This window comes from Ruegeria sp. A5 (genome assembly GCF_056543005.1).
In genome coordinates, this window is the sequence record NZ_JBQGAV010000001.1 from 665,921 (window position 1) to 681,284 (window position 15,364).

At 57.5% G+C, this 15,364-nt stretch carries 13 protein-coding genes; 10 read left to right on the plus strand and 3 right to left on the minus strand.

Going from position 1 to position 15,364, the window contains the following annotated elements:
• Positions 1–50: 50 nt before the first annotated feature.
• Positions 51–824, minus strand: coding sequence for a 3-hydroxybutyrate dehydrogenase (locus ACR0AY_RS03375; RefSeq protein WP_170509650.1), 774 nt, complete (start codon positions 822–824; stop codon positions 51–53).
• 293 nt (positions 825–1,117) lie between these two features.
• Between ACR0AY_RS03375 and ACR0AY_RS03380 the strand changes: the two genes are divergently transcribed.
• The 5 genes from ACR0AY_RS03380 to ACR0AY_RS03400 all read left to right on the plus strand — a co-directional run bounded on the left by ACR0AY_RS03380 (position 1,118) and on the right by ACR0AY_RS03400 (position 5,384).
• Positions 1,118–2,944 carry an extracellular solute-binding protein gene (locus tag ACR0AY_RS03380; protein ID WP_170509647.1) on the plus strand — a complete coding sequence of 609 codons (1,827 nt, stop codon included), beginning with the start codon at positions 1,118–1,120 and terminating at the stop codon, positions 2,942–2,944.
• A 32-nt stretch (positions 2,945–2,976) separates the two neighbouring features.
• Positions 2,977–3,801: an arsenate reductase/protein-tyrosine-phosphatase family protein gene (locus ACR0AY_RS03385; protein WP_480453715.1), complete on the plus strand. Its 825-nt coding sequence runs from the start codon at positions 2,977–2,979 to the stop codon at positions 3,799–3,801.
• A gap of 26 nt (positions 3,802–3,827) precedes the next feature.
• Positions 3,828–4,304 carry an arsenate reductase ArsC gene (locus tag ACR0AY_RS03390; RefSeq protein ID WP_170509640.1) on the plus strand — a complete coding sequence of 159 codons (477 nt, stop codon included), beginning with the start codon at positions 3,828–3,830 and terminating at the stop codon, positions 4,302–4,304.
• The gene (locus tag ACR0AY_RS03395) at positions 4,301–4,960 is read left to right on the plus strand and encodes an MIP/aquaporin family protein (RefSeq protein ID WP_170509637.1); all 660 of its coding nucleotides are present in this window, start codon (positions 4,301–4,303) and stop codon (positions 4,958–4,960) included. Before ACR0AY_RS03390 ends, ACR0AY_RS03395 begins: the two co-directional genes overlap by 4 nt.
• Positions 4,961–5,147: 187 nt before the next feature.
• Positions 5,148–5,384, plus strand: coding sequence for a hypothetical protein (locus tag ACR0AY_RS03400; protein WP_170396893.1), 237 nt, complete (start codon positions 5,148–5,150; stop codon positions 5,382–5,384).
• On the opposite strand, the gene ACR0AY_RS03405 is transcribed toward ACR0AY_RS03400, so the two are convergent.
• Positions 5,373–5,996, minus strand: a complete 624-nt coding sequence (locus ACR0AY_RS03405; protein WP_170396891.1) for an XRE family transcriptional regulator — start codon at positions 5,994–5,996, stop codon at positions 5,373–5,375. The genes ACR0AY_RS03400 and ACR0AY_RS03405 overlap by 12 nt on opposite strands.
• A gap of 65 nt (positions 5,997–6,061) precedes the next feature.
• Between ACR0AY_RS03405 and ACR0AY_RS03410 the strand changes: the two genes are divergently transcribed.
• From ACR0AY_RS03410 to ACR0AY_RS03430, 5 genes are all read left to right on the plus strand, one after another.
• Entirely contained in the window at positions 6,062–7,579 is a 1,518-nt protein-coding gene (locus tag ACR0AY_RS03410; protein ID WP_480453718.1) for a class I adenylate-forming enzyme family protein, read from the plus strand.
• Positions 7,576–8,235 (plus strand): DsbA family oxidoreductase, encoded by a 660-nt coding sequence (locus ACR0AY_RS03415; RefSeq protein WP_170509633.1) that lies wholly within the window; start codon positions 7,576–7,578, stop codon positions 8,233–8,235. Before ACR0AY_RS03410 ends, ACR0AY_RS03415 begins: the two co-directional genes overlap by 4 nt.
• Positions 8,236–8,308: 73 nt before the next feature.
• Positions 8,309–9,517 (plus strand): multidrug effflux MFS transporter, encoded by a 1,209-nt coding sequence (locus ACR0AY_RS03420; RefSeq protein ID WP_170509630.1) that lies wholly within the window; start codon positions 8,309–8,311, stop codon positions 9,515–9,517.
• 55 nt (positions 9,518–9,572) lie between these two features.
• Positions 9,573–11,237 (plus strand): hypothetical protein, encoded by a 1,665-nt coding sequence (locus ACR0AY_RS03425; protein ID WP_170509629.1) that lies wholly within the window; start codon positions 9,573–9,575, stop codon positions 11,235–11,237.
• Entirely contained in the window at positions 11,234–11,911 is a 678-nt protein-coding gene (locus ACR0AY_RS03430) for an SH3 domain-containing protein (RefSeq protein ID WP_170509626.1), read from the plus strand. Before ACR0AY_RS03425 ends, ACR0AY_RS03430 begins: the two co-directional genes overlap by 4 nt.
• Here the strand turns inward: ACR0AY_RS03430 and mfd are convergent.
• Positions 11,908–15,363: a transcription-repair coupling factor gene (gene mfd, locus ACR0AY_RS03435; protein ID WP_170509623.1), complete on the minus strand. Its 3,456-nt coding sequence runs from the start codon at positions 15,361–15,363 to the stop codon at positions 11,908–11,910. The genes ACR0AY_RS03430 and mfd overlap by 4 nt on opposite strands.
• Position 15,364: the final 1 nt, after the last annotated feature.

Here is a 15,364-nt window from a genome sequence, read left to right on the forward strand (position 1 = left end):
ATCTGGCCAGAAATACCTCGGGGGTATGGGGGCAGAGCCCCCATGGTCCCTCACAATGCCGTCCATCCCCCATCCACGGATATCGTCGTTCCTGTGATCTGTGCCGCTGCATCCGAGCACAAGAAGATCGTAGTTCCGCCCAGCTGCTCGACCGTGGCAAACTCCTTCGACGGCTGCCGCTCCAGCAGGATGTTCTTCACCACATCCTCACGGCTCATATTGTACTCTTTCATCGTGTTGGGAATTTGCGCCTCAACCAATGGAGTCAGTACGTATCCCGGACAAATAGCATTGCAGGTAATCGGCTCCTGCGCAGTCTCTAGCGCCACGGTCTTGCTCATCCCGACGACACCATGCTTTGCCGCGATGTAAGCCGCCTTGTAGGGCGAGGCCGTCAGACCGTGAGCCGAGGCAATATTCACGATCCGCCCCCAGCCCGCCGCGCGCATCATCGGAAGCGCTGCCGCCATCGTATGAAAGACCGAATTCATGTTGATCGCGATGATCGCATCCCATTTGTCCGACGGAAACTGATCGATCGGAGCCACATGCTGAATGCCGGCGTTGTTCACCAGAATGTCACAAGCACCTGCCTGTTCGATCAGTGCACGGCATTCATCGCCCTTGGACATATCTGCCTTGATATAGCGCGCGTTGGTTCCCGTCTCTTTGCCAATCTCGGTGGCCAACGCATGATCTTCATCCCGGTCGGTGAACGAATTCAGCACCACATCCGCCCCGGCCTTCGCCAGCTCACGCGCGATGCCCAGCCCAATCCCCGAATTCGAACCCGTGATGACGGCTGTTTTGCCCGACAGACTCATGGCACTCTCCTTATGAGTTTTTGTTTCTCAAACACAGTGCCATGCTGCACCTGCAAAGAAAACGGGGAATGATCTGATCCGCGCACCCGCACGAGTTTTGCCAAAAAAAACGCCCGCACGAAGCGGGCGTTAAGTTATTGAGGCAGGTTTCATACAGGCAAGAAACCTATCGAGCAGTAGAACCTTTATAAGCAATTCCACGCCCTCGTCCAAGCTAAAAGTTTGATAATAAGAAAAATCATGGCTACGGTGAATCCCAAACAAAATAAGGCCAGAGCAGGATTGTTTCCAAAATGAGCCCCGATTATCTCCGCCCCCTTCGTCCCGCGATTGTGGGAATCACCTGTATTTTCGCCGCCTCAATGGCGTCAGCAGAATCGGCCCATGGCATAGCTATGTATGGTGACCCGGCCCTACCACCGGATTTTGTGTCGCTACCCTACGCAAATCCTGACGCGCCCAAGGGCGGCAAGGTCGTATTTGGCAATACCGGCGGCTATAACAGTCTGAACCCGTTTGTGCAAAAAGGCACCGCGCCGTGGCAGTTGCGATTTTGGACTCATGAAAGCCTGATGGGCCGCTCCTGGGACGAACCTTTCACTCTTTACGGGTTGTTAGCCGAATCAGTTGAGACAGATTCGGACCGAACCTGGGTCGAATTCACGCTGCGCGAAAATGCTGAATTCTTGGATGGATCGCCGGTCACTGTCGATGACGTGATCTGGTCGTATGAGACACTGGGCACCGAAGGCCACCTGCGATATCGCGGGCTGTGGGGCAAGATTGATAGCATTGAACAGACTGGACCGCGCAGCGTTCGGATCACCTTTAACGAACCGGATCGCGAACTGGCCCTGATCGCCGGAATGCGCCCGATCCTGCAAAAAGCGCAGTGGGAGGGAAAGTCGTTCGCTGACGCTCAACTACACGATATACCCATCGGTTCCGGACCATACGTAATCGATGACTATGAGGCTGGCCGCTATGTGAACCTGCGTCGCAATCCTGACTATTGGGGTGCCGATATCCCCTACCGCAAGGGCACGATGAATCTGGATGACATACGGGTTGAGTTCTACGGAGACGGCACAGTCGCGTTTGAAGCGTTCAAAGCTGGTGAGCTTTCGGCCGTTCGTGAATTCAACGCGGATAAATGGAATACGCAGTACAACTTCCCAGCGGTTCAGCGCGGTGATGTTGTGAAGACGGAAATTCCCCATCAAAAACCATCAGGCATGACCGGCTTTGTCATGAACACACGCAAGGCGCCATTCGATGACTGGCGCGTACGCGAGGCACTAACGCTGGCCTTCAACTTCGAGTTCATCAACGACACCATTACAGGCGGGGCGCAGCCCAGGATCATCTCATATTTCTCGGGTTCGGAATTGGGGATGCAACCCGGACCGGCCACTGGTCGTGTCGAGGAATTGCTTCAACCTTATGCCGCCGAGTTGGCACCGGGCACGCTGGATGGATATGAATTGCCTCAAAGCGATGGAACCGAACGCAACCGCCGAAATATCCGCAAAGCGCTTAAACTGCTGGAAGAGGCCGGATGGATCATTCAGGACGGCCAGCTTCGCAACGCCAGCGGTGAGCCGTTTGTGATTGATCTGGTCATCAGCCAGGGCAGCCTGAACGTGGTCCAGGATGTCGGCGTGATCGCGGAAATCTACGCCCGCGCCCTCGAACGCCTGGGTATCCAGTTGACAGTCGAGAAAGTAGATGACGCGCAATATACTTCACGCATCGATGCGCAAGATTTTGACATGACCCCGTTCCGTCGTGCGCTGTCGCTCTCGCCAGGCAACGAACAACGTCTGTATTGGGGCAGCGAAAACGCAAATGCTCCCGGGACGCGGAATGTTATGGGCCTGACCTCGCCCGCCGTGGACGGGCTGATCGACGCGATGCTGGCCTCGGAAAGCCACGAGGATTTTGTTGCGGCAACGCGCGCGCTGGATCGTGTTCTGACAGCGGGTCGCTATGTCATTCCTATCTGGAGCTTTGATGTCGGCCGTATCGCCCATGTCAAAGAGCTGAAACAACCCGACACTCTGCCAATTTATGGCGATGGGCCAGAATATATGCCACAGGTCTGGTGGTTTCAGGATTGACGAGTCCTTTCTATTTCCATATTTCATGAATTATGGAAATAGAGATTCATGACAGGCTGAACGCACTCGCACATCCCAAGCGGCTGGATCTGTTCCGGCTGTTGATGCGTCGCTATCCAGATTCCGTTGCTGCGGGTCAGATAGCTGAGGCTTTAGCGCTGAAACCCAATACTGCGTCAACCTACCTGAATGCATTGAAATCCGCCGGGCTGATCCAGCAGTCGCGCAGAGGGACATCATTGCAATATGCCGCCAACTTACCAGCGGTGCGCGGGCTGTTTGATGAGTTGCTGGGCGGTTGCTGTCAAAATCGTCCTGATTTGTGCATGCAACCCTCGGATGACCCCGTTATGGCGTCCCCTGACCGCGTCATGAATGCGCTTTTCCTCTGCACCGGAAACTCGGCCCGTTCGATCATGGCGGAAGCCATCCTAAACAATGAAGGTAACGGCTTGTTTCGCGCTTATTCGGCAGGAACGGCACCATCGGACGGACCAAATTCAATCGTTTTGGAACTCTTGAAGCAAAAAGACTACGACACAACCTCGCTCCGCTCAAAATCACTGGAAGAATTTGCCGCTGCTGATGCCCCAAAGATGGATTTTGTCTTTACCGTCTGCGACCACGCGGCGAACGAGGCCTGCCCCGCTTGGCCAGGACAACCAATAAGCGCGCATTGGGGTCTGCCCGATCCGGTCAAAGTTGAAGGAACCGACGCGCAAAAGCAGCTGGCATTCCAGCAGGTCTATGGATTGCTGCGCAACCGTATCGCCGCCTTTGCCAGCCTCCCGTTCGAAACGCTCGACCGCATCTCACTACAGCACAAGGTGGATGATATCGGCCGAATGGCCGAGTAGTCCTCGATCAATCCAAGGATACCCCCATGAACATACTGGTTCTATGCACCGGCAACTCGGCTCGGTCGATTCTGCTGGAGTCGCTCTTCAATCACACCGGCGAAGGGCGTGTACGCGCCTATTCAGCAGGCTCCAACCCGACCGGGAAGGTGCATCCGCAATCCTTGACGCTGCTTGGTGCCGAAGGCCATGACGTCCGCGATGCCCGCTCTAAAAGCTGGGATGAGTTTGCAGCAGAAGATGCTCCGGAAATGGACATAGTGATCACGGTTTGCGGCTCAGCCGCCGAAGAGACATGCCCCGTCTGGCCCGGCGCCCCCGTACGCGCGCATTGGGGTGTCGAGGACCCGGCTGCCGCGTCTCATTCAGACTGGGAAACCGCCTTTAGGACGGCATATGAAATTCTTGGGCGCCGCGCCGAAGCACTTATGGAGCTGCCCATTGAAACCATGGACAGCGTTGAACTCTCGGCCCATCTCAAACGTATAGGAGCCCTGCTGTGAGCGCCCGCCAGTACTTTGCCGAATTCCTCGGAACCGCCTTCCTGCTGATCGGCGTCGTCGGATCAGGCATCATGGCGCAAACCTTGTCCGACGGGAACATCGCGCTGGCGTTGCTGGCGAATGCAATTGCGACCGGCTGCATCCTTTACGCTATCATCACTACGCTCGGCCCTGTCTCGGGCGCTCACTTCAACCCTGCAGTGACATTGGCCTTTGCGCTGCGCGGTGAACATCCCTGGCGTGCGGTCACCCCTTACATGCTTGTTCAGATTGCCGGAGGTATCGCGGGGGTCTGGGCCAGCCATTACATGTTTGACCTGCCGATTCTGCAAACTTCGGAAACGATGCATCGTACCGGGGCTCATCAGTGGTTTTCGGAAATTATCGCCACTTTGGGTTTGCTGTTTGTGATTTTCGGCGGAATTCGGCACAAGCCGGACACGGTACCAGCCCTTGTGGGCCTCTATATTACCGGCGCCTACTGGTATACGTCTTCCACAAGTTTTGCTAATCCGGCCGTTACAATCGCAAGGGGCTTTACGGATACCTTTGCGGGGATATACCCTGCGCACATTCCGATGTTCATAATTATGCAGTTAATTGCTGTATTTATCGGACACAAAATACTGAACTGGTTATTCGAACCAGCAGAATAACGGACCGGCCGCCACTCACTTTACAGCAGGTCCGTGGGCCCGTTGCGGTATCTCCGCAGCGGGTTTTTTGCATCTTATCTCCCGACTCCGGCTGCGACATTTTGTCATGTCTGCAGCAACGCACGGCGCTCCGTAGGCTGTCTTGGGGGAGAGCAATCCTGAAACACCAACTAAGGAAGGCTCGCAGATGCTAAACTGGGCTGATCTGACGCAAGACTGGGACGCGTCATATGCGCGTGCAAAACGTAGGTTTCCGAACCTGCGCGATAGGGATATGGCGCGCGTTGGCGAAGATCGCAAACAGTTCGAAGCTTACCTGGCCGAGCGTCACCACCTGACCGTAAACGAGGCGCGCGAAGAGCTTGAGGATTTCCTGTTCACCGAAGCATTGAACCGCGAAGCGGCCCAAGCCCTAAGCAAGTGACGTCACCCACAGGATCGTCGCATCCTCATCACTGACCGAAATGACGTTATGCCCCATGCTGCCGTCGTAATAAGCGCTGTCGCCGCGGCGCATTTCGACCGGCTCATAGAACTCGGTAAACAACCGCACCACTCCGGTCAGAACATACAGAAATTCCTCACCATCGTGACGCACCCAGCCGTCAAATTCTTCCATCGAGCGTGCACGTACACGGGCGCGATAGGGCAGCATCTGCTTTTTGGTCAGCGTTTCTGCCAGCAACTCATGTTCGTAGGTGGTGGTCGCATGGGCCGCACCCCCGCCCATCTTGGTCACTGCCATTCGACCGATCACCTGATCGCGTTGTGGCGGCGTAAAAAGCTGAGGCACCGAAATCTCCAATCCGGTCGCCAGCTTTTTCAAAGCATCATAGGTCGGAGACATCTGACCATTTTCGATCTTGCTGAGTGTCGACCGAGCCAGACCCGCCTGACTCGCCGCCTGTTCCAGCGTCCAGTTGCGGGCTTTACGCAGTTCGCGCACGCGCGCGCCCAGATCGACCGGCTCCAACTCGGTGTTGACACCATTGTCGCGGGCAATTCTGACTATAGATTTATGATCATTGGTGGCCATGGGTCTTTCTATAGGGCGAGCATGCCCTGCTTGCAACGCGCCTCGCACGGGGATAGCCAGTTCTCATGTTGTCGATCTTTGATCAGGGGCCGCCTACGCCCTGCCCGCGCCCATTCAATCTTGCCGCGCATGTGCTGCGCCATGCGAAAAGTTCAGCTGAGAAGACCGCACTTTCGGTGCTGGGATCGGATGGTGCAACAGACTGGACCTATGGCGATCTGCATTCGGCGATAATGGGCACCGGTTCAGGATTGCTGCAGAGCGGCCTTCGCGCCCAAGACATTGTTCTCATGCGATTGGGCAATACCATCGATTTTCCGATCGCCTATCTGGGCGCAATCGCCGTGGGGCTGGTCCCCGTGCCCACCTCATCACAACTGACCGAGCAAGAGACCGCAAAGATCGTCGACGATCTGAAACCCGCCGCCATTTTGCGAGATCCCCAGGTCGCCTGCGCGGCGCACCCGGATCAGATCATGCTGCCTGAACTGGCCCGGATGCGATCACTGCCGCCTGCAAGTTTTGCCATGGGAGATCCCGAGCGGCTTGCCTACGTGGTCTACACTTCGGGCACTTCGGGCAAACCCCGTGCGGTTGCGCATGCACACCGCGCCATCTGGGCTCGGCAGATGATGGTCGACGGCTGGTATGGCCTGAAATCCTCGGACCGGCTGTGCCATGCGGGGGCATTCAATTGGACCTACACGCTGGGCACCGGCTTGATGGACCCTTGGGCCATTGGTGCAACGGCTCTGATCCCTGAACCCGGGACAGACATACGCGATCTGCCTGCCCTGTTGAAACAACATCGTGCCACCATCTTTGCAGCCGCACCGGGGGTCTTTCGGAAGATGATGCAAAGTGACACGCAGCCCGGCCTTCCCGATCTGCGCCACGGCCTTTGCGCCGGGGAAAAGCTGTCGCGACACCTGCATGAAAAATGGGTGCAGTTCACCGGCACCGAGCTTTATGAGGCTTACGGCATGTCCGAATGCTCGACCTTCATCTCATCCAGCCCAAGCCACCCGGCACGCGGCACAGCGTTGGGGCAGCCGCAGCCCGGGCGTCGGATTGCCATCCTCGGGCCGGATGGCCCTGTGCCACAAGGTCAGGAAGGTACAATAGCCGTACATCGCGAAGATCCGGGCCTGATGCTGACCTATCTGAATGCCCCCGACGAGGCCGCTGCTCGGATGCAGGGGGATTGGTTCCTGACCGGTGATCAAGGCGCGATGGCGGTTGATGGGCAAATCACCTATCTGGGTCGAGATGACGACATGATGAATGCGGGCGGATATCGCGTTTCCCCGGTCGAAGTCGAGGCGGCCTTATCCACCCATCCCGAGATCACCCAGGTCGGGGCGGCTACGGTTGAGGTAAAACAGGACAGTTCGATCATCGTTGCCTTCTACACTGGCCCCGAAGAACTGGACGCGGCGGACCTGCACGCCTATGTGTCTGACAAGTTGGCGCGCTACAAACAGCCGCGTGCCTTTGTCCATCTGCCCGCCTTGCCCACCGGAGGCAACGGCAAACTTCTGCGCCGCGCCCTGCCGGCCTATTTCAAGGCGACGTCCGAATGACACACACTATAAAGCTCGACATCATGTCCGATCCGATTTGCCCCTGGTGCTATATCGGCAAGACCCATCTGGACAAAGCGCTCGCCGAAGTGCCAGACCACCCCTTTGTGATCGAGTGGCACCCCTTTCAGCTGAACCCCGATATGCCCGACGAGGGCATGGATCGGCGCGAATACCTTGAACGGAAGTTCGGCGGCAAGGACGGAGCAGTTCGCGCATACGCTCCCGTTGTCGAACATGCCGAAAACGCAGGTTTGAATATCGATTTCGAAGGCATGAAACGCACGCCCAACACGCTGGATGCCCACCGCCTGATCCACTGGGCGGGGATTGAGGGCAAGCAGGATGCCGTGGTCGATGCACTCTTTAATGCTTACTTCGTCGAGGCGCGTGATATTGGTGATCATGAGGTGTTGGCTGATGTCGCCGACAGCGTCGGCATGGACGCAGCGGTCGTACTGAAACTGCTGCAGTCAGACGCCGACCGAGAAGATATCCGTAACCGCGACAGCCATTCACGCGAAATGGGCGTAAATTCGGTTCCCACATATATCGTTGCAAACCAGCACGCCGTTCCGGGCGCGCAACCTCCTGAATTGTGGGCAAAAGTGATCGCTGAGATCATGTCTCAGATTGAGGCTTCCCCTGCAGAATAGCACATACCCCTGTGCATTTCTGATCTAGTCCAACCCGAAACGCCGTGATAGCGCATTCGGGAAGGAGTTCCCCATGGCCGACCGCATGTCCCGGGGCGAATTCATTGCGTTGATCGCGATGATGTTCGCCACGATAGCCTTTTCGATCGATTCAATGCTGCCAGCCCTGCCCGAGATCGGCGCAGAGCTCAGCCCCTACGATCTGAACAAAGCACAGTTGATCTTGACCTCTTTTGTGCTGGGCATGGGGATCGGCACATTCTTTACTGGGCCAATTTCCGATGCGGTCGGGCGCAAGCCGGTGATTTATGGCGGTGCTGCTCTCTATATACTGGCCTGCGCCGTTGCGTGGTCCAGCTCATCGCTTGAACTGGTGCTGGCTGCGCGCATCGCGCAGGGCCTCGGGGCGGCCGGGCCGCGCGTTGTGGCCATGGCAATCATTCGCGACTTGTTTTCAGGGCGCGAGATGGCGCGCATCATCTCGATCGCGATGATGATCTTTACTCTGGTCCCCGCCGTGGCACCGCTGCTAGGCGCAGGCGTTATTGCACTGGTCGGCTGGCGCGGCATCTTTGTGTCCTTCATCATATTCGCCACGATCATCGTGATCTGGATGGCCACGCGCCTGCCTGAATCTCTGGCGCCCGAAAACCGACGCCCCTTCCGCCTGCCCCTGATGATTGCGGCAGTGCATGAGATGTTCGCACACCCCACCGTACGCCTCTCGATCCTGGTGCAGACCCTTTGCATGGGGTTGCTGTTCACCATGCTAACGATGGTTCAGCCGGTTTTTGACGTCATCCATGATCGGGCAGACAGCTTTCCCTTCTGGTTCGCCTTCGTGGCGCTGATCTCGGGTTCGGCCAGCCTTTTGAACGCCGCCGTGGTCGTACGCGTCGGGATGCGCCGTATGGTGACCTGGGCCTTGGGCGCGCAGATTCTGATCACAAGCGCCGTCATCATCCTGAACATAACACCACTTTCACCGGGCGCGTCATTTGCTGTTTTTGTGGCGTGGCAGACCTCGATCTTCTTTATGGCCGGTGTAACCATGGGCAACCTGAACGCCATTGCCATGGAACCTATGGGTCATATCGCGGGAATGGCTGCCTCGGTCATTGGATCGATCGCCACAATTCTGGCGGCTGCCATCGCGGCCCCTATTGGGCTGTTATTTGACGGGTCGATCACACCGCTGACGACCGGAGTACTGACGATGTGCATGCTTGGCTTCGGCCTGATGCTACATATGGGCCGGATCGAAAACAGACTGCCCGCCTGATCTGTGCAGAGCCGCTGAAACACGCTAACCTTCCCGCAAATCGTGGGGGGGCGCCATGAGCGACTATTATGATCTGGGCACGTATTCCTGTGCCGTCACCACAGCATCACCCGAAGCGCAGCTTTGGTTCGATCGCGGATTGGTCTGGACGTATGGCTACAACCACGACGAAGCGGTCACATGCTTTCAGAAAGCTGCCGAGATTGACCCGGATTGCGCCATGGCCCATTGGGGCGTCGCCTATGCAGCAGGCCCAAACTATAACCTGCCGTGGGAATTGCGGGACGATCAGGGCCAGGCCAAATCACTGGCCTTCGCCTATGATGCAACACAGAAGGCGCTGTCGCTGCTCAACGGGTGCACAGCGGTTGAGCAAGCGTTGATCCGCGCCCTACCCTCCCGATACCCTCAGCGTGACCCCATCGAAAACATGCACCAGTGGGACTATGACTATGCGGATGCGATGCGCGCCGCATTTGCCGAACAGCCTGATGATCTGGACCTGCGCACGATCCATGTTGAGGCGCTGATGAACCTCACCCCGTGGCAGATGTGGGACCTGAAAACGGGTCAACCGGCCGAGGGTGCCGCGACCCTTGAAGCGCAAGACGCTTTGGAGAGCGCTATGGTCAATGACCCGGCGTCGATGTCTCATCCCGGTCTACTTCACCTATATGTGCACCTGATGGAGATGTCGCCGACGCCAGAAAAGGCGCTGCAGGCCGGAGACATCCTGCGTACACTAGTGCCCGATGCCGGTCACCTGGTGCATATGCCGACCCATATCGACGTGCTGTGCGGCCACTATCACAACGTTGCCTACTGGAACGAAAAGGCCACCGAGGCCGATCTGAAATATTATGAGCGTGAAGGCGCGTTCAACATTTATACCGGCTATCGTCAGCACAACTATCACTTCACCATCTATGGCGCTCTGTTTCTCGGTCAGATGGAACCAGCCCTGCGTGCCAATCAGGGCCTGTGGGATACCACCCCCGAAGATATGCTTCGGATCGAAAGCCCGCCCATGGCGGATTATTTTGAAAGCTACATGTCCATGGGCCCGCATATCCTGATCCGCTTTGGCCGCTGGGAAGAGGCCAAGGCACTGAAGTTGCCAGACGACCCTGATCTCTATCGCACTCTGACGGCAACAATACATTATGCTCGCGCCATCGCCCATGCAGCCACTGATGAGGTGGCGCAGGCCGAAGCCGAAGAGCAGTTGTTCCTTGCCGCAAAAACCTGCGTGCCCGAGACCCGCCGCCTGCACAACAATCGGGTCATCGATCTTCTGGAGATCGCAGCAGAAATGCTGCGCGGAGAAATCGAGTATCGCAAAGGCAACTACGAGATTGCCTATGCACATCTACGCCGCTCGGTCGAATTGGATGACACGCTGCCCTATGACGAGCCATGGGGTTGGATGCAACCAACACGCCATGCGCTTGGTGCGTTGTTGTTCGAACAAGGGCATGTGAACGAGGCCGAGGCAGTCTATCGTGAAGATCTAGGCTTGGGTGGCACGCTCAGCCGCGCCTCGATCCACCCTGACAATGTCTGGAGTTTGAAGGGTTTGCATGATTGCCTGAAAGCACGCGGCGAGACAGTGGAAATCCGCCAAATCAAGCAACGCCTTGATCTTGCCTTGGCGCGCGCGGACCGCACCGTCGGCGCGTCATGCTTCTGTGCCCAAGCCGCCATGAGGGCTGCGGAATGAAGCTATTCCTTTTGGTGGCAGGCCTGCTGCTTGCCAGTCCAGCGCTGGCACAGCGCCAGACCTTTCCACCTATCGACGAGGCAGGTCAAAATCCATCACTGGTCGCATTCCGAGCTGACTTGCTGGCGAAAATCGAGGCACGCGATATCGATGCAGTTGTCGCCGCCGCTTGTCCCGACATCTATCTCAGTCACGGCACAGCAGGTGGACCGGAAGAGTTTCGCACCAACTTGACTGTGCCTCCGGAAACGCTTGGTGAAGAATTTAAGGACGAGGCTGCGGAGCTACGTGATTTTTACTGGTCGCAATTGCAGCAAACGGTTTCCCAACCGGGATATTTTGACGATCAGGGTGAATTCTGGATGCCGCACTATTGGCGGATCATTCTTCCCGCTACAGTAGACCCTTTCACCGCCTTCTATGTTTCGGGTGAAAGCATCACACTACGTCAGGCACCGTCTCGTGGCGCGCCCATCCTTGCGCTGATCAGTCATGAAATCGTGATCGTCCCTGTCTATCAACCTGATGAGGAATACCAGAAAATCAGACTGACCGATGGGACATCGGGCTACTTACTCAGCGATTTTCTGGCATCAATGGTCGGTTACCGCGCTGCGCTTGTAAGATCCGAAGCGGGTGACTGGCAGCTCTGCACTTTTGTGACAGGGGACTAGGCTTTCGCCTTTTTCTTCACAGCCACGACCTTTTCGGCCAGATCACGGGCGATGGCAAACGCACCTTTGATCTTGTCGCTGTCCTTCTTCCAGTCGCGCCGCACAACGATCTTGTTGTCCTTGACCTTGGCCAGCCCGCGTTGGTTCTGAATGAACTCGACCAACCCCTCGGGTGAGGCGAACTTATCATTGTGGAACTGTATCGTTGCGCCCTTTGGCCCGCCGTCCAGCTTGGCGATCCCGGCGCGTTTGCACATCGCCTTGATGCGCACGACAAGCATCAGGGTATTCACCTCTTTCGGCAGGCTGCCGAAGCGATCGATCAGTTCGGCGGCAAAGCCCTCTAGTTCCACTTTCGTCGACAGTGACGACAGGCGGCGGTAGAGGCCCAGACGCACGTCCAGATCGGGCACATAATCCTCGGGGATCAGAACCGGGACACCCAGATTGATCTGCGGCGCCCATTGGTCATCGGCATCCGACAGCCCCTCCATCTCGCCGGCTTTGATCTTGGCAATCGCCTCTTCCAGCATCGATTGGTAGAGTTCGTAGCCCACATCACGCATCTGGCCGGACTGTTCCTCACCCAGCAGGTTGCCCGCACCACGAATGTCGAGGTCTTGCGAAGCCAGTGTGAACCCGGCCCCGAGCGTATCCAGCGAGCCCAGAACCCGCAACCGTTTCTCAGCCGTCGCCGTCAGGCGCTGGCGCGGTTTGGTGGTCAGATAGGCATAGGCGCGGGTTTTTGAGCGCCCCACCCGCCCCCGGATCTGATAGAGCTGCGCTAGGCCAAACATATCCGCCCGATGCACGACCATCGTGTTGGCAGTCGGGATATCCAGCCCGCTTTCAACGATCGTCGTGGCCAGCAGAACGTCGTATTTACCATCGTAGAATGCGTTCATCCGGTCATCAAGCTCACCCGCAGCCATCTGCCCGTATGCGACCACGTAGGATAATTCAGGCAACTGCTCTTTCAGGAATTCCTCGATCTCAGGCAGGTCAGAGATGCGCGGCACCACATAGAAGCTCTGCCCGCCACGATAATGCTCGCGCAGCAGCGCCTCACGGATCGTTACCGCGTCGAATTCGCTAACATAGGTGCGGATCGCAAGCCGATCGATGGGGGGCGTGCCAATGATCGACAGATCACGCACGCCTGTCAGGGACAATTGCAGAGTTCGTGGGATCGGTGTCGCTGTCAGGGTCAGGACGTGCACATCTGAACGCAGCTTTTTCAGCCGTTCCTTGTGGCCCACGCCGAAATGCTGTTCCTCGTCGATGATCAGCAGGCCTAGATTATTGAACCGTATCCCTTTCGCCAGCAACGCATGGGTGCCGATCACGATATCTACAGTGCCTCGCGCCAGCCCGTCACGGGTTTGCTGCGCCTCTTTGGCCGAGACAAAGCGCGACAGTTGCCGGACTTCAAGTGGGAAACCCCGGAAGCGATCCTTGAAGGACGCCGCGTGTTGCCGCGCGAGCAACGTGGTCGGTGCCACAATGGCAACCTGTACGCCCGACATCGCGGCGACAAAGGCTGCGCGCATGGCGACCTCGGTCTTGCCAAAGCCTACATCGCCACAGATCAGACGATCCATCGGCGCGCCGGAATGCATGTCTTCCATCACCTCGGAAATCGCGCGCAACTGATCGTCGGTCTCCTGATATGGGAAACGCGCGCTGAACTCTTCCCATGCATGCGGCGGTGGGTCCATGACAGGAGCTTTCCGCAGGGCTCGTTCGGCGGCGATGCGGATCAGCTTGTCCGCCATTTCGCGGATGCGCTCTTTCAGCTTGGCCTTCTTGGTCTGCCAAGCGCCACCACCCAAGCGATCAAGCAGACCTTCGTCATGGCCATATTTCGAAAGCAGTTCGATGTTTTCGACCGGCAGGTAGAGTTTGGACTGTTCAGCATATTCCAGCAGCAGGCATTCATGCGCGGCCCCCGCAGCCGTAACGACCTCCATCCCCTGATACCGCCCGATCCCGTGGTCAACATGCACCACCAGATCACCGGGGCTAAGCGACTGCGTTTCAGTCAGGAAGTTCTCGGCCTTGCGGCGTTTTTTGGGTTGGCGGATCAGACGGTCGCCCAGAACGTCCTGTTCCGAGATCACGGTCAGATTGGGCGCTTCAAACCCGTGTTCCAATGCCCAAACCGCAAGATGCAGGCCGCGCTTTCCAACCCGGGTTCCGTCGGTCACCGGGATCGCCTCGGCCAGGCCTTCATCTTCGATCAAGCCGGTCAGTCGTTCACGAGCGCCTTCGGAGTAAGAGGCAATGAGGACCGGCCCCTTGTCCATCTTTTCGGTGATATGCGCCGCCAGAGCGCCAAACAGGCTGATGCTTTCCTGCTGACGTTCGGGTGCAAAGTTGCGCCCGATCCGTCCGCCTGCATCGATCACGCCCGGACCACTCGCCTGCGGCAGCGGGCTGAACTGCAAAACGCGACGATCGCCCACTGCATCTTCCCATGCAGCATCGTCCATATAGAGCAGACCGGGAGGCGTCGGTTTATAAACCGTATCCATGCGCGAGCGGTTTTCCAAAGCGAGCTTTCGCGTCTCATACTGATCCGCAATCGTATCCCAGCGCGCCAGCCGAGCAGGCGTGACCTGATCGTCAAGCGAGATTGAGGCCCCTGGAAGATAATCGAACAGCGTTTCCAGTTTTTCATGGAAAAACGGCAGCCAATGCTCAATCCCCTGGTGCTTGCGACCTGCGCTGACAGCTTCGTATAAGGGATCATCCGTACCCGCCGCGCCGAATTCGATGCGATAGTTCTGACGGAATCGGGTGATGGCGGCTTCGTCCAGTATGACCTCGGACACCGGGGCAAGCTCGACCACATCAAGTTTTTCAGTCGTTCGCTGAGAGACAGGATCAAACCGGCGTGCACCATCCAGAACATCCCCGAACAAGTCCAGCCGCACGGGACCGCTCTCACCGGGTGGGAAGATGTCGATGATACCGCCTCGGATAGCGTAGTCTCCGGGCTCCATCACCGTGGGGCTTTGGGTAAAGCCCATGCGCACCAGAAAGTTGCGTAGGGCATCTTCGTCGATGCGCTGATCTACGCGAGCGGTGAATGCGGCCTCTCGCAACATTGCACGCGCGGGTACCCGTTGGGTCGCGGCATTGAGCGTGGTAAGCAGCACGAACCGCTGCGGCATCTGATGCACCAAAGCAGCCAATGTTGCCACGCGGGCAGCAGAAATGTCGGCGTTGGGCGACACCCGATCATAGGGCAAGCAGTCCCATCCGGGGAATACAAATACGGGCATGTCCGGGGCAAAGAATGCCAACGCTGCCCGCATCGCCTCCATCCGTTTGTCATCGCGGGCGATATGACAGACTGGACCGCCCGAGCGCGCGATCTCTTTCAGCACAAGCTGTGCATCAAACCCCTCGGGGCCGCCGCCGACTGTTACGTGGTTCGGAGCCGTCATT